At 46.8% G+C, this 19,947-nt stretch carries 15 protein-coding genes; all 15 read right to left on the bottom strand.

Annotation, left to right across the window (positions count from 1 at the left end; all coding sequences use genetic code 11):
- Positions 1–9: 9 nt before the first annotated feature.
- The 15 genes from WH45_RS13270 to WH45_RS13200 all read right to left on the bottom strand — a co-directional run bounded on the left by WH45_RS13270 (position 10) and on the right by WH45_RS13200 (position 19,944).
- A complete protein-coding gene (locus tag WH45_RS13270; protein WP_046214883.1) occupies positions 10–525 on the bottom strand; it encodes a hypothetical protein in 516 nt (171 codons plus the stop codon).
- Positions 491–1,624, bottom strand: coding sequence for a pentapeptide repeat-containing protein (locus WH45_RS13265; protein ID WP_046214882.1), 1,134 nt, complete (start codon positions 1,622–1,624; stop codon positions 491–493). Before WH45_RS13265 ends, WH45_RS13270 begins: the two co-directional genes overlap by 35 nt.
- Positions 1,625–1,641: 17 nt before the next feature.
- Positions 1,642–3,213, bottom strand: a complete 1,572-nt coding sequence (locus WH45_RS13260) for a type VI secretion system Vgr family protein (RefSeq protein ID WP_046214881.1) — start codon at positions 3,211–3,213, stop codon at positions 1,642–1,644.
- Positions 3,214–3,780: 567 nt separating this feature from the next.
- The gene (gene cdiI / locus WH45_RS23655; protein ID WP_046214880.1) at positions 3,781–4,170 is read right to left on the bottom strand and encodes a ribonuclease toxin immunity protein CdiI; all 390 of its coding nucleotides are present in this window, start codon (positions 4,168–4,170) and stop codon (positions 3,781–3,783) included.
- Between the two features lie 18 nt (positions 4,171–4,188).
- Positions 4,189–7,242, bottom strand: a complete 3,054-nt coding sequence (locus WH45_RS13250) for a contractile injection system protein, VgrG/Pvc8 family (protein ID WP_052723770.1) — start codon at positions 7,240–7,242, stop codon at positions 4,189–4,191.
- An 18-nt stretch (positions 7,243–7,260) separates the two neighbouring features.
- Positions 7,261–7,680, bottom strand: coding sequence for a DUF4280 domain-containing protein (locus WH45_RS13245; RefSeq protein WP_046214879.1), 420 nt, complete (start codon positions 7,678–7,680; stop codon positions 7,261–7,263).
- 32 nt (positions 7,681–7,712) lie between these two features.
- Entirely contained in the window at positions 7,713–8,243 is a 531-nt protein-coding gene (locus WH45_RS13240) for a hypothetical protein (protein WP_046214878.1), read from the bottom strand.
- On the bottom strand, positions 8,240–9,547 hold the full coding sequence (locus tag WH45_RS13235) for a pentapeptide repeat-containing protein (protein ID WP_046214877.1): 1,308 nt from the start codon (positions 9,545–9,547) through the stop codon (positions 8,240–8,242). Before WH45_RS13235 ends, WH45_RS13240 begins: the two co-directional genes overlap by 4 nt.
- A gap of 191 nt (positions 9,548–9,738) precedes the next feature.
- Positions 9,739–11,154, bottom strand: a complete 1,416-nt coding sequence (locus tag WH45_RS13230) for a contractile injection system protein, VgrG/Pvc8 family (protein ID WP_046214876.1) — start codon at positions 11,152–11,154, stop codon at positions 9,739–9,741.
- Entirely contained in the window at positions 11,135–11,794 is a 660-nt protein-coding gene (locus WH45_RS13225) for a hypothetical protein (RefSeq protein ID WP_052723769.1), read from the bottom strand. Before WH45_RS13225 ends, WH45_RS13230 begins: the two co-directional genes overlap by 20 nt.
- Positions 11,795–11,930: 136 nt before the next feature.
- On the bottom strand, positions 11,931–12,707 hold the full coding sequence (locus tag WH45_RS13220; RefSeq protein ID WP_046214875.1) for a hypothetical protein: 777 nt from the start codon (positions 12,705–12,707) through the stop codon (positions 11,931–11,933).
- A 693-nt stretch (positions 12,708–13,400) separates the two neighbouring features.
- Complete coding sequence (locus tag WH45_RS13215) at positions 13,401–16,088, bottom strand: molecular chaperone (protein ID WP_046214874.1); 2,688 nt, start codon at positions 16,086–16,088, stop codon at positions 13,401–13,403.
- Positions 16,089–16,110: 22 nt separating this feature from the next.
- Positions 16,111–16,800: a hypothetical protein gene (locus WH45_RS13210; RefSeq protein ID WP_046214873.1), complete on the bottom strand. Its 690-nt coding sequence runs from the start codon at positions 16,798–16,800 to the stop codon at positions 16,111–16,113.
- Positions 16,797–18,122 (bottom strand): hypothetical protein, encoded by a 1,326-nt coding sequence (locus tag WH45_RS13205; protein WP_052723768.1) that lies wholly within the window; start codon positions 18,120–18,122, stop codon positions 16,797–16,799. The genes WH45_RS13210 and WH45_RS13205 overlap by 4 nt, the downstream gene beginning before the upstream one ends.
- Before the next feature lie 49 nt (positions 18,123–18,171).
- Positions 18,172–19,944: a PP2C family protein-serine/threonine phosphatase gene (locus WH45_RS13200; protein WP_046214872.1), complete on the bottom strand. Its 1,773-nt coding sequence runs from the start codon at positions 19,942–19,944 to the stop codon at positions 18,172–18,174.
- Positions 19,945–19,947: the final 3 nt, after the last annotated feature.

Here is a 19,947-nt window from a genome sequence, read left to right as displayed (position 1 = left end):
CTTATCCCCCTACTGAATGTCTACCGGTTGCAATACATATCCTGTCAAATACCGGCGAAGCAGACTCTCTGCAGCATCCATACTCAAGAAGATATGAGGTTCACGAATCCCTTCCAATTTAAAGAAGTGATGTCCTTCCGATTGGGAAGCATCCAGCACCAGACGCTTTAACGCTTGATTATGCGGATAAAATTCCGCTTCTACAGATAATGCATGTATACCAGGCATATTACATACCCAATAGGAATGTGATTCTCCTGTATTCTGGCTCATTAGATAAATCAGTTTGAAAGACGATTTTAGATTGTATTTACTTAAAATATGCTTAAGCGGATCTGAAAATAATACCGTACTACCAATAGACAAATAATCGGTATACTCCGCATCTTTGGGTGCGATTGTATTCCATACTTGTACAGGAGGCATCGCTGCGAAATCTTTTCCATTCGCCAGCGGAGAGAATGGCTGGATTCTGCGTTCTATCCGTTCATCATTCTGCAGTAAGTAGTATTGCGGCAGTTTCATTACTTTGTTCACCCTCCACCCACTGAATTGCTTTTCGCTGTTCATCGCTGAAGATGAATTTGTCTCGATCATGCACATACATGCGAGTCTGGTTCATGGAAGCTCCCGTAAAATAGGCTTGTTCAAAAAAGTGAATGCCCGTTAGATCGGCATTATCCAAGTTGGCATATTCAAAACGGAGGCCCATTACTCCTGGCAGGCGTTTACCTTTATGATTCAATCGTTGAGCACTGGCTTGGCAGAAAATTGCATTTTGCAAATCGGCATAACGGAAATCTGCGTCACTAATAACCGAACCTCCAAAATCACATCCTGGCATTACAGCACGATACCAACGCGTTCCAAACAAAAAACATTCCTTGAATCGGGCTGCTCCCAACTGTGCACCGGTGAAATCGCTATACCTCATATCCTGACGCTCCATATACAACCCATGTAAATTAGCATTATGGGCATTGCCATAAGCGAATCCATCCTGATTCTGCAGTATAGACGGCTCAATCACAGCCGCTTCCTCATCAACTGCATATATCTGTTCACTTATATCTTTATATTCACCCACACGTATAGTAACTTTTGTGGATTTACGGATCGATTGATACAAAGAACTTTCTACAAAATTAGGTATAGCAAAACGCACCAAAGCAACAATAAATTGATGGAAATAAGGAAGCGTCTCAAGAGCCGCTATTTCTGCATCTGCTTCATTCAGGATACTCATATACTTTTTGGACTCTTGCTTCAGATTAGCCATCAATAGAGCAAAGCAAGAATACAACCAGGAGACATCATAGGTGAAATGACATTTATTCGGGTCTTCATACCACTCATTTGAATAGGCTTCGATTAGATATACATAGGATCCGGATAAGATCGATGTACGCAGCATGGAAAAGTTAATAAATGCAATATCTGCTTTCTTCTCTTTATCCTGCATATCCAATACTTGCTGACAAAATTGTTGAAAAGTTGCTATTAAGTCGGCTGTAAGTTCGATATGCCGCTGATTAAATATCTGCTGAACTTCATTCAAACGCTGTTCCAACAACTCCTGTACAATATGTTCTTTAAAATGCAGAAGTGCTTCCTGCTTATTCATTGTGTAAACACTCCGATTTAATTCATTTTGACTTCCGTAGCCATAAAGGTAGTTTTATCATCCAGTCGGATGCTGTTGCCATTCCCCATTAATTCAATCGTACCTGCATTCAATTTCATATCTTTGGAAGACAGTGTCATTTCTGTACCTGCCGTTATATTGACGTTAGAAGGACTATTAATAATAATGCCCTCGGAATCGCTTATCTTGATATACAGGTTGCTGCCACTTGAAATGACAATTTCGTGTGGAGCAAGCATAATTTCCTTGCCGCTTTTTGTTCTCATCGTCTTGACTGCCGGATCGGACATACGATCCTGAGCCAGACGCGGATCCATTTGTGATTCGATAGTTTTCTGACTCGCAGCTGCAGATGCTGCTGGTGCTGCGGATGCTGTCGGAGATGATGCTCCCCTACCGCCGGATGAATGCGATCCGGAAGCAGTCGGTGCTGGCGCTGCGTGTGCTGCTGACGCAGCTGCTGGCGCCGGCGCGTCCCTTTTCACCGAGCTCATCGCATAACATTCCTCTTCCCGGTAAGACGGGAAATAAATGCGGATATCGTCATTCTCTTCCGGCATGCAGTACCAGCCGGTATTATCTGCCGATGCATAGATAGTCGAATACGGGAACCAGAAGTCAGTACTGGTATCCAGCTGTTCGTCCATTTTGAACTTGATCTGTACTTTGTCCCGGTGGATGCCGACGACTTTACCGTAGATCGAGGCGCCGATGATGGTCCGGTTGTAATTTTTGATCGGGCGGATGCCGCTGCGTGGGGACAGCTTGTACGTATGGGTCAGGATGCTGCCTTTCATCTCGGTCACGGCTTCGCTCACGAGCAGCTTCTGTCCGCGGAATTTCACTTCGTAGCCGGGCTCCAGTACTTTGACTGATTCCACTTCGTACTGGATAAAGTCTTGATCCTGAACACCGGGAATATGATTCTCGGCAGCGCGCTGGTAATCGGCTACACGTTTGTTGACTTTGTAATTGATCGAATCAATCTCGCCCTTGTCCAGTCCCATCGGCAGTCCAAAGTAAAATTTGGGTACGCCGTAGCCGACAGCCGGGATGAGCGGTGAATAGAAATGGGAAGCCAGGCGCTTCAGGAATTCCCAATCGGTCTCATCATACTGCATGACGAAGGTACCGATCGCTTGTCCGTCGGTGACCATATCCTGGGCTTCTGCTTTGCCATAAGGTGCGATGATTTTCTGGATCAATGCATTGTAAGACAGGCCCGGATTTTGAAAAGAGCGCTTGTGGCGCTTGATATCCAGCTCATACGTATGAGAAATCGCTTCAACGGTAAGGTAATGTACCCCATTGACGACATGCTCTTCCACTTCCATGGCGATCCCGCGGAAGATGGGATGGCGGTTACCGGCTTCGTCTTTGATAAAGGCTTTGATCTGAGTATCTTCATCCGAAGCCTGTACATACAGCTCCCGCTTCTTCTCGTCGATAATGCCGGTAAATGTCATTCGGGCATGATCGTTGACGGTCTTGGTCACTTTAAAATCATGGAGCCGAACTAGCTTATACGGCATAATCTCAATCTGGTCATATGTTACTACATGCTGCATAAAAGGCCCCTTTCCTGGATGAACTATTAACCTGCAGACAAAAAAAATCACAATACAAGCAATAATCCTGAATTGTGATCTGCTTTGCTAATAATATTAAGTTTCCTGATTTTTCACTTAAAAATCTATTTCTTGGTATGGCTAATTAAGTAGCTTTACATTTTCTTCATTACATACCAAGACGTTTCTTCATCAAGTTTACTATTTATAAATAAATTCCCCTGTATTCTTTTTAATAATGGATAACTATAACCATCTTCAATAATCAAATCCTGATCATTATTTTCTAATAGCTTCCCAACAAACTCAAGAAACTTTAGCTATCCCTTATCAAAAGTACAGGATATAAATTGAACACTACTAAATATGTTAGTATTTACACCATACATTTAAACTTTTCTTTTCGATATCGTTCTATATACTCTTCATCCTCTAAATCAATATCCATTGAAAAATAAGTAGAACCTACCCTTATACATTCATTATCAGACACATCCTAGTTCTTCTCAATTTTATTAAAATTTTATTTTAAGACTAACTTTATATTGAATTAATTAAACTTGCTTATCACTCCTTAGATAAGTCATTAATATTAAATTTTTCTCTATAAGCATTCAAGCATTCCTCAACTTCAATTTTCTTCTGTGGAAATTTTATTAGATATTTATCACTATTTTGTTGAAGATGTCTATAAAACTCTTGATAATTCATTACAAACATTAAGCTCTCTTCATATGGATCTTGTTCTTCTATATAGGCTACTCCGCTATTTCCAAAGTACGTCTCTTCCCAAGGCTGAAATTCATCATGAAACAAACAAGCTATACTCTCTATTCCAAATCCCTCCCCTTTTTTGTATGCATGTAAGGCATCCAAAAAATATCCATCCCCAATAAACCAAAAAAATCTTTCCATTAATTCTTGCTGTGTTTTTTTATCAGTTATCTGTGACAACATAGTGAATACACTCCTTTTTTATTTAGATGAAGGATAATAAGAAGTGATATTACCTTCCTTATCTAAATGCCCAGTAAAATTCAATCCTTCTGGGTATTCATCTGATTTATAAGTGCCTTTCAATAAGCTTCCATTTTGTGTTCCTTGCTCTAAAGCTTCTTTTGCCATCTTTTTCATTGCTTCATCACTTATTATATGAGGATCATATATAGTTTTAGGATTTTTTATATCTGTAAATACTCCAGGAACTACCTTCATTACTGGAGGCTCGTTAGGTTTAACAGAAATACTCCTATCTATTTCTTGTGCAGCGATTCTATATTTCACTTCGTATACCCCTTTAGCATTGGGAAGAGGTATTACATCAACAATGTAATCTTCTAATTTATAACCATGTTTCTCAGCATCATTTTTCAAAATTTCCATGAAACTGTCTCTGTTATGTGCACCCTTAACTCCTTTGATGCCTTTTCCTCTCTGAACCAATGCTTTTCCAATTACAAGATGATCATCTGCGTCGTGAGTATAAGATAATTTACCGCTTTTATTCCCAAATGAAGGCTCTAGTAAAGGTTTACTTTTTCCCGTTCCTTTTCCAATAGGAAGATGTTCTGAAAATCCACTACTTATGCTCCTTGAACCTGTAAAGTCCAAAGCAAGTGTAGTAGCTAGGCTAATACGTTCCAATTTGATTGCTTCACTCTGACTCATTTCATCCATTTCAGCTACAGTAAGCTGAGAAAGATCCTTTCCTTGCTTACGCATCTCTTCTAACTTGGGCAAGAAATAACCGCTACCATACATCGCATTATCTAGACGCTTATAGGCGTTGCTACCATACATCCATAACGTATAATAGTTTTGCGTAATATAGTAACCTTCAGCTTCTTTATCAAAAAATTTCCATCCTCCAGGATTTAACTGCAGCACCTCAGCTAAGGTTAAATCTTTGATGTCCATTTCTCCGAGTCGTTTCAATTCTCGCTCTGTATATTCTTTGTTCCACTGTTTTCTAATCTTGTCCGGCACTTGCTGATATGCATTTGTGAGCGATAACGATTCATTCCATAGTGTTTTCACAAAATCTAAAGGGCTAGAAGATGTAATGAGGTTACGAGCGCTGGTGAATACCTTCCCTAAAATCCAGTGATCATAGTGGGTTCGCTGCTCTTGATCATGTTCATATTGTCTTACAATTCCCTGCCATACCGAACTGGCGACACTCGCTAATAAGGAGCTTTTCCCACCACCACTGCCTCCGCCACCGGATCGGCGTGCTGGCACGGTGGCATTCACCTGCATCATCACTCCTGCCACTCTTGCCAGCGGGCTGTTGATTCCCATCAACACCTTGCTCGTCGTCTTCATCGGAATGGCAGCAGTTACCTTAGATAGCAACCCCAGCAGACCGCTTGCTTTTTTCTGTTCGGCTGGTGGAGTGATTTTCGCTTTGGGTGGTGCAGCTACTGCCTGAGCTTTCGCCTTCTGCTGCTGCGCTGCGGCCTGACCGGCTTTGTACGCTTCTATCGTCATTAGCGGCGGCTCTGGCACCAGGGCAAGATCGGCTACAACTACAGGAGCTTTTACGGTCCCTACCTCATGAATCGTCGGCGCATGCAGATCGGTGTCACCATCTACAATCATGCTGCTCTGGCCGCCTTTCAGACGAATCGCTTCTCCAGCTTCTAGCGACAACGTCTGGCTGGCATTGAGCTGTACACTGCCACCCTGAATGCCGATATGACCGGGACTGCTGATCTCTATTCCACTCTCCGGCTGCAGAGAAATGGTCATGTGACCGGAAGTGGACAAGCGAAGCTCCTGTCCATCCATCTGCACCTGACTGCCTGCCGGGTGGCTCCATATTTTGGTATCCGGATCGCTAACACTGGCAGGTTGCTGGCGCAAGCTGCCCAGCACATGGGCATTGGATTCCAGGGAATTGGGGATATGCAGCTCTACCTGCTCCCCTTTCTCGGGCATGTCGTACCAGCCGGTATGCTGTTCAGCGGCATAGGGTGTACTGACCGGAAACCAGCTAAGTTCTTGGTTAACTGCTGCTCTCGGATGCTTACGATGATACGCCTCATCGATATCCAGCTTCACGCGGACAAAGTCAGCCGCTACTTCCTCTACCGTACCGGTCAGGGTGATCCCGATCATCTGTTCATTGTCATAGCTGTAGAATCGGATCTGCTGGGGATGCTGCAATTCATAAGAAGTCTCAAGTAATCCATCTCGCAGCACGGTATGAGCTTGTACCACAACCAACTCGGTTGATCCGGCACTCGCTGGTAAGGTAAGATGATCCCCCAGTGCATAATACTGCAGGCTGTCAATAAAGTAGGAGATATAACCAGACATGTGCTTGTTATTAGAAGAGGTACTTACATTGGCACTATAGTCTTCTACATCTCCATCCGCTGAGCGAATCTGTCCAAAAGTTTTACGAATCCGGTAAAAGGTATCTTCACCGAGCGCATAGGATTTTCCTTCCGGCACGCCAAAGAAGACTTTGGGCGAAGCCGCCGTAATCTCCGGTACAAGTACCGAACCAAATCGGGAGGCCAGCCGCTTCAGGAACTGCCAGTCAGTCTCATCATACTGCAATACCAGGCCACCTAACGGGGTAGCATTCGCTATGGTATCAATAGCATCTCCATACGTATATTCGCGTACCAGTGCAGTGACCAGTTCAGCATACGTCTGCTTGGTATGCTGAAAAGATCGCCGTTTACGCTCCACATCCATTTGCCCTGATTGCGAGATCGCTTCCAGCTCAAATGTATAGACACTTCGAATACAGTGAACCGTGAAGCGAGTAATGATCCCATGAAATAATCGCTGAACCGAATGACCCTCCGTATCCAATTGACGAAGCACCACTGGTTGCCCTTCCAACTCATGATGAATCATACTTGCCCCTTGTTCTTCTGGCAATACCCCGGTGACCATCATATAACCATGTTCATTGAGTTTGCGGGTAATGGTCAGCTCATTGAAATGCTGGGGATGAATAGGGCCATCCAGCCGCAGACTTTCATAGCCAATCCCTTTGAATAGTAAAGTCAAGGTATGTAGTCTCCTATTCTAGAAATCTAATTCCTGTCCATCATTCTCAATCTTGATATTTCCTCCATACAGGCATTGATGGGTACAGTTATGAGTAAGTGCAGGCTGTCCTTCAATCAGCACATCCGACTTTCCATTTAGCCATGGTTGTGTGATTGCTGGTATGCATGGCGCCTTTTTGACACCATAGATATCTACCATATTGCTAGCTTGCACAGCAGGATTTTGTAGACAAGAACAATTGCCAAATGAACTGATATTTGTCCCCGGCAGATAGTCACCAATATTCATTTGCGCCTTGTTTTTGACATAGACGCCATGACTGAACGGGCGCTTTAGCCGGGTAGGCTGCGTACCGTAACTGCAGCTCAGAATAGCCCCTGCTACCACATAGCTTTTTTTGGCACCATTGCCTGCCTGAATCTGGGAATTCTCCATAAGTCTCTCCTTTCCACGCCAGAATAATATATTTATTCTGCTCTTACTGTCGGTATTCTGATCAGCCGAATTCCTGTATAGGATCGGCGCAGCAAACTTTCTGCTGCAGCCAGGTTGATATAGACATACGGTTCACGCAATCCAGCAACCCGAAAAATAGGCTGCTGGATCTTTTCATGATGTAGTACAAGCTGCTCCAAGGTACCATCCGGGCGAAATATACTTTGAACAGAACGGGCTTCAACAACGTCCGGCTGCAGCAGCCAGTATAGATGCTGGCGGCCACGATCGATATCCGACAGCATCACCGCACGCCATCCTTTATTCGGCAAGAACTTTTCCAACAACTGCTTGAGTGAATCCGATACGAGCGGTGCCGGAATGTTCAGCATATCCGGATAAATAGTATAATCATCTTCATGTACATGAATGGTTAACGGAGGCAGCTCTCGACCGGGAAGTGATAGCGAAGACAAGATTTCACGCTGCTGCAGAATTGACCAGGCTGGTGGCTTAATCGTATTCGGTATGCGATCATCACCTGATAGTTGAAAATATCTCATTGCAATCTACCTCCGGCTACATCGATACCGTATGCATTATGACGCTGCTGTGCGTCCAGCTGTTTGATCGATAACACAGCATCAGTAAAATCTATATTTTTCAGCTTCGCTCCGTTAAAAGATGCTCCCTGCAGATTAGCTCCTGCAAAAGAAACATTATCCAAGTTGCAGTGATCAAAACAGGCATCTCGAAGATCGGCATCCTGAAAAATAATATTCGTAAGCCGGGATTCCCGGAAATCGGCCTGTCGCAAACCTGCTTTGCTAAAATCGACCTGATCGAGTTGGCTGTATTGGAAACAGGCTTCCCGAAGCTTAGACTCCCGCAGCCAGCAATGCGAGATTTGTGTCTGCGTAAAATTTACACCATCATATCCAAGCGGCTCCCAATCCAGTTCCTCTGTTCCTGCTGATCCCATAACTCCATCCAGCAATACATACTGTAATGTACAACCACTAAAATCAGCTCCATGCAGCAGACTGAATGGAAGAGCCGACTTTTCCAGTTTGCATTCCTGCCACTGGGTGCCTGCCAGAATCGAGAAATCCAGGCGGCATAGCTCCACTTGAACGCAACGAAAAGTAGTGTATCTAAAATCCATTTCCTTATAATCATTCATCGAAAGCGTTATATCATGTATATGCTGATACCCATAGGTATAAGGATTCTTTTCTGAGAGCCAAAGATGTATCTCGGCAGCATTGGGGTTAGTACGATTTTCTTTGTAAATCAAAATGCTCTGATCAAGGTACTCACCCGCTCGTATTTCCAATTGTTCTGACCGATTCATCTTCATATACTCCGGCAGCTGAACGGCCTGGCGAACCGCTTTACGCAATAAAGGTATTATTGCATGATGGAAATAATCCGCTTCTTCCAGACGGATATGGTCCATTTCGACTACACTGATTTGCCAGCCGCTGCTACTTGCTTCTGCAGTCAGCTCTTCCAACAGCAGTTTCCAATAGCGGTATAGACAATTACCGTCATACTCATATTCCAATGGATTGCGGTCAAAGACATTGTTTTCATCTGTCGCTTGAATCAGATAGGCAGGCTGATCATCCATCAAACCGGTACGCAGAAGCGAATACAAAATATAATCGACCGCTTCTTTGGCACCAGCAGCCTGCTGAATACAAATATTACGACAGCAGGAGATAAAGTTCGCTTTGATCTCTTCTAACCAGTCATTTCGAAATACCTGATAATCACTTCTCAGCTGCTGCTGAATACGCGCTCTAACCTGACTACGGATAATTTCCTTTTGCTCTGCAGTTATTAAGGACCTGTTTAAAAACATTGCTTCTCACCTGCTTTGGATATGCTGCATCCGATCTATTAATTTTTGTTACAGATTTTCTGCCGTACCCATAATGGGCTTGGATATGGTTTTGATTTTTACCGACTTAATACAGATTGTACTTACATTGAGCAACACCATTTTGCTTGTTTTTTCGGCATTTTTTGAAAGTAAGGCAGCTAAACTATAAGTTAATTCGATTTTACTTCGGCACCCTTCACATCTGCTGTTCCACTTAGGTTAATATGGCTTCCATTACAATCCAGTGTTAGTGATCCGCCTGCCGATAAGCTCATCGTTTTGCCTGCCGATAGACTGAGATTGCCACCTGCCGAGATACTTACCTGTTGATTGCTGACAATCTGGATGCCATTTTTATTATCCAGATGGATATATACAGCGCCATCCTGAGCGCTCACAGTAATTCCATCCGGTGCCAATTGTATTTCACGTCCATAAGGAGTACGCCATATTTTTACAGCCGGATTGGAAAGCTTATTATTTGGGGCGTTTCTTGCAGCTCTGCGAATGGCTCCTCGTGCGAATCCATCCTCTTCTCTGCTGCCCGGGAAATACAGACTGACCGGGTCTCCTTTTTCAGGCATTACATACCAACCTGTATGATCCCCTGCACTATAGACTGTGGAATATGGGAACCAATGCGCTCTGGATACATCCTGTTTTTCATCACAATCCAGCTGTATTTTCACTTGATCGCCTCGAACATCAATGACCGTGCCATTCAGCGAGGCACCAGCGAGTATTTCCTGATAATAGCTTTTCTGGCGAAGACCCTTGTAGGAACTCAGCACATAGAGGTGACGGATTAAGCCGTTATGCATATCCATGTAGGCCTCTGTTACATACAGACTTTTTCCTTGAAAATGAATATGGCTGCCCAAATCCAATACTTCATCGGTCTCTACTTCATATACCACAAAATCATTTTCTTCCATAGTTGTGCCATCATTCTGCTGAAAATAACGGAAAGGTACCATACGCTTGCGCACCGTGTAACGTGTATGGTCCAGGACTACAGGCTGGTACGTATCCTGAATACCAAAATAAAATTTCGGTTCATCAAACTGCGCTACTGGCATAAGACTCGTATGATAACGTGAGGCGAGTCGGCGGAGAAATTGCCAATCCGTCTCTTTGTATTGAACAGCAATACGTTTCATTGCTGTTCCGCCTGTGGCTCCATCGATTACGTCCAAACCTTCATAATTTTTGCCGATTTGTTTTAGCAGTTCGGGTAGGGTCATCTCCACATCCTGAAAAGAACGGATTCGACGTTGCACATCCATCCGATACGTATGGGAAGCAGCTTCCACTTCCAGATAATACACACCGCGTACTACCTTCACTTCAATAGAGAGTGCAATCCCGCTAAATAAAGGCTTGATTTGTCTACTTTCATCCAGCTGCCCTACTTGAATAATGGTATCTGTCTCCGTACTGTTAATATAGCTATCCTTCATTTCTTCAGGAATAACTCCTGTAAAGTATAAGTGAGTGTGCTCATTAATTTTCTTTGTTAAGGTGAACTGCTCCAGATTTACTAGCGGAAACGGCTGTATTTGCAAATTATGATAATCCAGACTCATATGTATGCTCCCTTTCTGTCAGAAGACGCAATGAACGGATAATGACTTCCGTCACTGGTTCCCACTGCTCCATTTGTTCGGCTTCACAATGAAAAGTACCGATTTGCAGCCTGCCATTACGATTAAACAGCAGCATCTCATTATAAATATGACCATCGATCGCGGATGTCACAAAGCGCATGATAATTAGTGTCATATGTTCCGTTGTCAGTGTCTCCATGCCTTTCCAGCTGCGTATAGGCTGTACGTCACGAAGCATAACAGAGAGCTGCTTGGCAATCTGTTCCAGTTCATGATCTTCGGCCTCCATATCGGAAGGATTGAGCGTGAAATCCACTGTGCCTTCCGGATTACAGTAAATTACAGTTGGACGCTGCTCAGATGGATATTTCATACGTGCTTCTTCTGTAGGCATTGGAGCAAAGTAATCAGGAAGCAGACACGCTATACCTTTTTCCGACAGTTCTACAGCTGTAAAGCGAATCGGTTTTTCATCTATGGTAATTACTGTTTCTTCCTGTGAGCGCTCAGCTGCTGTATTTAAGACAGATTCTTCATTCTTCAGTTCGGTAGTTGAACTGGAGCTTGTAGAAAAAGTTCCATACATTCGCGAGATAATATACTCATCCATATGCTTCATTAGCAAGTACCTTCTTTCATTCTTACTGCAAATAATGATGCCGATCTTTTACGCATGCAATGCCTCTGATTACCAAATCCTACTTTGAGATTATCTATACTGCTATTCAACTTACTTTTTATTCTTAATAAAATGTTCAATCCACGAGCATTCGCTGTGGTCCGGAGCGCTGCATACCTGACTTGCCACGGCGTCCGCCGTTCTCGGCCAGTACGCGTTCCAGCGATTGATGAATCTTGGCATTATCCAGCTCCCGGTAAGGGTGACCGAATCGGGCCGATAGGTAGCTGAGTACAGCTGCACGCTCGATCCGCTCCTGATTCAGGCATAGCAGTGCAAAGGACAAGTCCAGCGGGTTCGGGTGGCTCGCTCCCTGGGCGAACAGTTCACGGGCAAACCAGCGGAAAACAAAAGGTGATATCGTCGCTGCTCCGATGCCGCTGTACTGTATATGCACGGTATGAAACGTGTTATACTCCGTCACCAGGTCGGCAAAGTCCACGTATTCCGAACGCAGTACAGCACCATGCTTCAGCTTGAATCGGCCGAGCTCGATTTCACTCTCGCTCACGATCTCTTCTTCCAGCACAATCTCGCCGGTATATCGTTCAAAGTCACGGTCGGATCCATTTTCGTAAAACCGTACTTTCAATATAGTCTCCACACCGGTCGCATCGTATTCAATCTGCTGCTCCTGCTCCAGCACATACAACCGACCTTGATGCTTGATCAGTCCCGGGGCAATTGTCAGCTCCCGTTCATTGACGGTCACCTGTGCACCTGTAATAATGCCGTCGCTGTACTCATGGTAACGAACATCGACCAGACTGCGAGGATAATCCCTTACACTGGCGAGCATTTCTGTTTTGAGTACGCGTCCTTTTTCGAACCGGGGATAACTGTATTGGAACATGCCGGTTCCTCCCTTCCTTTTCTGCAGTGAACTGTATAGGTTAAATCGTTTGTTGGGCATGATGAAATGATGTTTGCCAACCTGATAATTAGATTGCTGCACTCATGCTGCCAAATGCGTGAATCCATGATAATGCTCGGGTTATCTGCATCGGGCAAATGCTCCGCTGCTTCAGAGTGACCCTGTTGCTTCTGCTCTGTGCCTGGGCTTATATTCCGGTGTGATGCTGCTCCAGTAGTAATAACTTATCGAGTATACATGCTGTTAAACTAAGGCGGTTCTTATGGTTATAACAGTTCTGGTGATTCTACCAGTTCTGGCAGCTCTAATAGCTCTGGTAGTTCTCACATTGTCGTATTGCGGGTATTTCTAATACTGCTAATACTGCTTGCTCTTACTGATATCTCGTACTGTTGGATACAGGTGCCTACCTGTAATCTCTCAGCAGAGAACCGGCCTTTACCGGTTGATGGATAAGTGGCAGATTCCATATCAAGGAACTGCCTATAGTATGATATCTGGAACAAATGGTATGCCTGGCTGCGTCAATAGTACGGAGAACACAAACGGAGGTAACAGAATCACTCTGAAGAAGCGCAGCAGGCGGAGATGTGCTCCGCTCTGCAGCCTCTTGCATAACCTGCCTGACGATATATCGCCGGGAATAATAATAACAACCAACTACTTGGTGCTTTATTTGGTACCATCGAAGAAATCCAGCTCCGACAGATCATTTTCAAAAGCAAAGAACTGGCGGTTTGCCACATACAGCTGTTCATTGTCCCGCAGTACCGGTACCACGTTGAAGCCCCAGCGCTGATCGCCGGCAAAGACGAAGAACTTGGTCTCGCCGTTGCTGATCGAATCCGTCTCGTCCTGAATGATATGATCCCCGTACATCTCGGCAATCTCCTCATATACAACCTGACGGAAGCTTGGTGCCCAGCCTTTGTAGACATAACGGTGACGCAGACTGCCGTCGTCGGCCCAGACGAAGAATTCGATCTCGGACGTATGCTGCGGACGGGAGACGTTACCGTACGTATGGTGGCGCTCCAGACTGCGGATCAGCATTTTCTCCTGACGGGTGTGCGTATAGGCGCTGACCGAGTAAGGGATCGCTGGAATCTCATTGGTGAGTACCGGCTTGATCATGCCGATCTTTTTGGCATTGAGATAACGGATAGCGCCGCGCAGACAGGCCAGCTTGAGATCCGGCACCTGGCTGTTCTCTTTGGCCTTTTGACGGAACTCGATACTGCGGCCGGGAACGAATTCCTTGAGTGCTTCGCGGAACACGTCGATCCGGCAGGATTGTCCGGTCAATTTGATAATCGAATAGTCCTGCAGACGACCATCCTGGTAGAATTCGTCCAGGAACTTGCGCACAATTTCATAGATATCCGCTTTGATCAGCTGATTGATCTCGCGAATATTGAAGACCACATCCGGCGGACGGTATTCATTACGCAGTCGTCCATCCGGCTCGCTGATGGACAGGAACCAGCGGTCGACTTTGGTAATCTTGATATCACTGTCCAGAATGGTCTCATTATCATCCTGGAAACGGCTGCGCAGGATACCGGTTTTGCGGAAAAATTCCTGCTTCATCTGATCAGCCATCGCCCACAGGAAGTAGAAATTGCCGCGTACACGCTGGTATTCATCCCGGCTGTGATGCTCATAATCCCGGTACTTCGTCGGGATAATCTTCTCAGCTTCCAGATAGCGTGCTTCCATGCCTTCGTACACAGCTTTGATGCCGTATTCGTCCACATACCGGAACAGCTCAGCACCCGGAATATCGATCAGTGCGTCCATGTCGATCCGGCGCTGCTGGCCGCTGTACCATTCGGCAAATACAATTTTCATCCACTGCATAATCCGGTAGGTAATATTGTTGCCGCCAAAGTTGGTATCACCATTTTCATAACTGGTATGGATATCCAGACCATAGGAAATGCGGCCTTCGTGGATACTGAAGCGGCAGGAACTGAGATCGGTTGTACCGCCGCCGCAGTCGATGACAAGCGCCTGGTATTCTTCCCCGTCGATATAAGTTCCTTTGTCAATCTGGTCGGCAATCGTGTTATACAGTACAGCCATGCCCTCATCCAGTGCATCATTCATTTCGATCCGGTAATCCGGCAGGATCTGGTTGAACATGTCGAGGAACTGGGTTTTGAGCTTGACAGGACTGGAAATATGCAAATGCTCAAATCGGCATTTGAACTGCTGCTCGGCCGTCTCGACCACGTAGGAGATATACCCTTTGAGAATCTCGCTGCGGGACAGATAGGCGGTATTGCCTGCGGCATCCATCAGTTCCTCTACCCGTTCATAATCATTCACCCAGCGCTTCATGCCGCGGAATACGGTCGCTCGGCTGTTATGACCATTACGCTGAATATAAGCAAGCGCATCATAACCATAGACGAGCCGGACATTCTCGGGGTCCGCACAATCCGCTGCCGCTGCCAGTGTCGGCAGCAGCTCCAGCCACTGCTCCTGCTTGTCGGTTACATTGGGAAATACGACATAATTGACGGCATCCTGGGTACGATAGGCATTGCTTTCTCCAAGCAGACGATCTGTGCTGCGTACCGGGGAATCTTCCCGCTGGATCATCGATCCATAACCGCTGCCGAGATAAGCACCTGCTGTCGTATTGGATGTACCAAAATCGATTGCCAACACCGTATCGGTCGGCTCCGGCATCCGAATCTCCAGCTCCGCTACCGGTACACGGTAATAATGCAGATTGGCCGGAATCAGCGGACGATCGCTGTAATAGGCATGATACAGATAATCCGAATCCTGACGGCGGGTAAAATACAGACTGTAATTCTGGTTCGATGTCATCCGGTGTTCCCAGTGACTCGGCGCGGTCAGTAAATATTTGCCCGGCTGGTCTTCGATCATCTTGACGTTCAGAATGCCGCACAGTTCTCCATTGCCGTTCACCAGCAGCACATTCTCGCCGATCACCGTGCCGGATTCGATCTTATACCCGTCCAGTCTGCCAAGGCGTATGCCCTGATACAGAACGATCCGGGCAGGTACTCTAATGCTGCCATGATCCGGCTTCTGGGCGTTCAGATAGCGTCCCAGTACCGACTGAATTCGCTCGAACCCGCCTTTGCGAAACTGTTCGATACGCAGGGTATTCTGCATGCCGCGGAACTTGAGAATGGTACGAATCAGTTCCTCGCGATCCAGTGTACCTGCGATTCCTTCCACGAGCCGTTCCTTGTAACAAATATTGCGCAGCTCAAAGGTGGTCATCTCTTCCAGTTCTTCTCTGGTAAAACGCGCCTGCCCTTTGCTGCCCTGGGGTTCCAGCGGATGATTGTGCAGCCGGTAGGAGTATGTTTTATTCATAGCGGTCATTCCTTTCCCTCAATCAATACATTGCAATCCGGTCCATAATCATCGTCTCTCCCGTGCCGATCAGACCAAAATGATGCGTCCAATACAGCCTTACCTCAAAATGCACAGGCAGGAACAGCGTCAGCAGCAGCTGTACTTTGGCGATATTCGGCGGTGTATCCTGCTTGCCGACATAGATCATCAATTCTTCCTTTTCCTCACGATTCACATAGATGAGTGAACGCGGGAACCAGTCACGGAACATCCGGCGCAGCAGAGACAGCGGCTCTCCGACCTCATACAGTCTCAGCAGCTGCTCTCCGAGCTGTTCACGCTCTTCACGGCTGAGCAGTGCCAGCTGACGAACCGCTTCTTCCCCAAATACACCTTCTTCGATATCCCGCAAAATAAAGCGGATATGATATTCTCTCCGGGTCATTCCCTGATACATATCCATCTGCGCCAGAAAATGGACAATGATATCGAACAAGGCATGTCGGAATTCTTCATCCTCTTCCAGATCGGGATGAAACCAGCTGCCAAACAACTGCTCAAAACGGTAATACGGATTCAGCTCCACATATGTATCCACCGACGTGGCATTCAGATCATACAGACTGAGCTCCATATACGGCGAATAATAGCGGGCCGGCCGGAAATGAATCTGCTCCGGCTGCATACCATTATCCTGCGCCTTGATCATCAAATCCCAGATATAGTTCACAGCCAGACTCCTTTGCAGCGGTATTCCGGGAGCTGACGCTGCAGCTCGGCCGTCAGATAAGCCAGCTGGTCACCATGCAGAAAAGCAGGCAGGCGGTGCTCCGGCAGACGGCGGAAAGAAAGTTCCAATACCGGTCGATGAACATCGAGCCGGATGTTGTCCCCGAGAAATGGATTCAGTTCCACGGTCTCCACATCTGCCTGTACAGCAGCAGCTTCCGGTGTATCCTGTCGAACCTGAACATTGTGAAGCTCCACCCCTGCAGAAGCCTGCTGGGCGCGAACGATTCTGGTCAGTTCTCCCATTGTACGCACCGGCAGAATCTGACCGGCTGCATGATGATGCACAAATTGGTCCAGCAGACCGTTGCTGAGGAGTGGATAGGCTGACGAGGTCCAGCGCTGCTCCACAGGGCGGTTTATTTTGATAATATCCCAGAAACCGGAACGGTCTCCCGGAGAGACGATGACCATCTCACCCGGGCTGCGCTTGATGTAACGAATGTCCGCGGCTGCACCATCCGCCAGATATCCATGCTCGGTACCATACTTGTGCAGGGAGATAATATGCTCATAATGAATCCGGTCCAGTGCCGGAATCGGGAAGCCGCTGTTCTTGATCTTCAGCCGCTGTACATTCCAGACCGGAATCCAGCCCGGACGCTGATACGGCTCGTATTCTTCCATATCCACAGTGATCGATACGATCGATTCTTCCTGCTGCGGCTTGTCTTCCCAGCTATGTAACATGACGTCTACAAATTTATAAATATAAGGATGATGTACGGTCCGCCAGGCCAATCCATTGACCTGGAAATTATGATACAACCGCTCCAGCTCACGCTGATAATCGGTACTTGGCCGCAGCTGTACACCGACATGGTATACGCCAGCATCTGTCGTCACTCGTGCTCTGAACATACGACCGCTCCGGGCGAGGGCAAGCACCTGAGTGCTATCCATCTCCAGGAAAAGGCGGAACAGTCTGTTCTTCGGCTCCTGCTCCGCTTCACCTTGTACCATCAGCAGTTCCGGCAGGCTGAGCACCTGCGGCTGCACATCTTCCGGCAGTACCGGATGCAAAAATTCATGTGCCGCATCCCAGTCTTCCTGACGATATACGGTTGTATAAATATCATACAGACTGCTCACAGTCTTGCTTTCTTCCAGAACCCGCTGTTCCAGCTTATCCAGCATCTGCTCCTGGTAATCGACCATATTAACGAGGAATTCATTGACCAGCTGGCGCATCAGCTTGCGGTCTTCCAGCTGGCTCAACTTATGAATCCGGTCCTGCATGAGGGACTCCAGCATTTCTTTCATGGCTCACCCTCTCCTTTCATTGCTGTCTATTCTGGATATGGATATGTTATTAATTGGCAACTTTGCTGTCGGTCAATCCATATTGGGTGCCTGTACCTGCTGCTGCCCCATTTGTAGTATCGGAAGATGCTGTACCGGAGCCGTTCGCTGCCGGGCTGGCGGCACTCATACCAGCACCTGGTGCCGATGTAGGCACCGGCAGACTGCCGTTCATCGCTGCAGATGCTGCTGCCTGTGCGGATGCCGCTGAGGCAGCATCGGCTGCATCTTTGGCCTCCTGGGCCAACTTATCCTGTTCGGTTTCGGCCTTGCCAATTTTGCGTTCCATGGCCAGGACTTTCTCCAGCTTGTCGATCTCCTGGTAAATGCCCTGTGCCTGACCATACGCATCTACGGCCAGATCATAATTGCCGGCATCCAGCGCCTTGTCGCCGCGTTTCTCCTGCTTCTCCGCCCGCAGTTCCTGGGTCTGCTGCTGAATCTCATCCAGCTTGGTCTGTGTGTCGGTCAGCTTGGCAGCCACATCTTTTTGCGCATCCGTATACGATGCCTGAATGGCTTCCTTGCTGGCCTGCTCGTACAGCTTTTTGGCTGCACTGTATTCACCGGACTGGAATTTAAGATCCGCTGCCTTGACCGTTTCATTTACGGCGGCAAATGTCTTGGTCTGCTCCAGCTTTTTCTGGATATCCGCTTCGCTGAAGATCGGATAGTTCTCCGCCTGCTTCTGTGCGCTCTGGTAGCTGATAATCGCTTTATCATATTCCTGGTTTTTAATGTGACCGTCGCCATCGACGAGTGCCTGAGCGATCTTCATTTTGTCGGTCAGTGTAACCTTGTGCAGGCGATCCTTGATCTTGATCGCCGCATTGCGGGCTTCACTGTAGGCTTTGAGTGCTTTGCTGTAATCACCTTGCTGAGTGTACTGGTCGCCGGTCTGCTGGTATTCGATCAGATTGGCCGCTGCTTCCGCCTTTTTCTCGATATTGCGGTAGGTCGCCCAGAGCACCCCGCCGCCAAGTACAAAAAATACTAACGCTGCAATCAGAATCCGGCGGATAATCCGCCATTTTTTCTTCGGATCATCCTGATATACCTTGTTCATGTAAATGGCTGCTGCCGTGTAATTGTCGTAGTAATAGGACTGCTTGCTGAGCAGAACTTCTTCCAGTGTATCTGTGAATTCCTGCGGTCCCTTGGCTTCGGACAATGAATCCAGAATTTCGGTCAGATCCAATCCTTTCCACAGACCTGCGCTGCTGAGCAGCAGCACATCGCCATCCACCATACGTGTCTTGCGGACAAAGGACATGCCAAACCCTTCCGGCATGCCGAGATACTGCATCAGATTGCTGCTCTCTTCGTGATGATATACACGGTCCGGCGCCAATTTGCCACGGTCCGCCATGATCTGGGCCAGACTCTGGTCATTGCTTTTGAGCAGCAGACGACCATTGCGCAGATGGTGCAGCCGGGTATTCCCGCTCGATGCACACACATACTTGGTATAGTCCGTAACGACAACAAGCAGACTGGCCTTAAGGCGCATCCGGCGGCTCTCGAACTTGAGCGTCTCATGTGCTTCTTTCAACCATCTGCGTATGCGCCATTTGGACATCGTCGGCTTTTCCATAAAGTTTTCCAGAATAATCTTCGCTGCCAGTTCGGCGCTGCGCTGCTGCTGATCTTCATCCAGCCCGTCCGCCAGTACGTAGCAAGCCATATCATCCAGTTCCGTATATGCAAAATAATCACGATTATCGAGCAAAGAGCCTGCTTCCGACACAAAAGCCGTCTTTACATCGCTATTTTCCCTTCTCATCGG

This window comes from Paenibacillus wulumuqiensis (assembly GCF_000971965.1).
Classification (GTDB): domain Bacteria; phylum Bacillota; class Bacilli; order Paenibacillales; family Paenibacillaceae; genus Saccharibacillus; species Saccharibacillus wulumuqiensis.
This window is presented reverse-complemented; position numbering and strand designations above follow the sequence as displayed.

Excerpts from the sequence above, each read along its gene's own strand:
- WH45_RS13235 (WP_046214877.1), bottom strand. The coding sequence starts at position 9,547 with ATGTTTTTAAACAGGTCCTTAATAACTGCAGAGCAAAAGGAAATTATC.
- WH45_RS13220 (WP_046214875.1), bottom strand. The coding sequence starts at position 12,707 with ATGTTCCAATACAGTTATCCCCGGTTCGAAAAAGGACGCGTACTCAAA.
- cdiI (WP_046214880.1), bottom strand. The coding sequence starts at position 4,170 with ATGTTGTCACAGATAACTGATAAAAAAACACAGCAAGAATTAATGGAA.
- WH45_RS13205 (WP_052723768.1), bottom strand. The coding sequence starts at position 18,122 with ATGAAAGAAATGCTGGAGTCCCTCATGCAGGACCGGATTCATAAGTTG.
- WH45_RS13215 (WP_046214874.1), bottom strand. The coding sequence starts at position 16,088 with ATGAATAAAACATACTCCTACCGGCTGCACAATCATCCGCTGGAACCC.
- WH45_RS13260 (WP_046214881.1), bottom strand. The coding sequence starts at position 3,213 with ATGCAGCATGTAGTAACATATGACCAGATTGAGATTATGCCGTATAAG.
- WH45_RS13200 (WP_046214872.1), bottom strand. The coding sequence starts at position 19,944 with ATGAGAAGGGAAAATAGCGATGTAAAGACGGCTTTTGTGTCGGAAGCA.
- WH45_RS13270 (WP_046214883.1), bottom strand. The coding sequence starts at position 525 with ATGAAACTGCCGCAATACTACTTACTGCAGAATGATGAACGGATAGAA.
- WH45_RS13240 (WP_046214878.1), bottom strand. The coding sequence starts at position 8,243 with ATGAGATATTTTCAACTATCAGGTGATGATCGCATACCGAATACGATT.
- WH45_RS13230 (WP_046214876.1), bottom strand. The coding sequence starts at position 11,154 with ATGAGTCTGGATTATCATAATTTGCAAATACAGCCGTTTCCGCTAGTA.
- WH45_RS13245 (WP_046214879.1), bottom strand. The coding sequence starts at position 7,680 with ATGGAGAATTCCCAGATTCAGGCAGGCAATGGTGCCAAAAAAAGCTAT.
- WH45_RS13225 (WP_052723769.1), bottom strand. The coding sequence starts at position 11,794 with ATGAAGCATATGGATGAGTATATTATCTCGCGAATGTATGGAACTTTT.
- WH45_RS13265 (WP_046214882.1), bottom strand. The coding sequence starts at position 1,624 with ATGAATAAGCAGGAAGCACTTCTGCATTTTAAAGAACATATTGTACAG.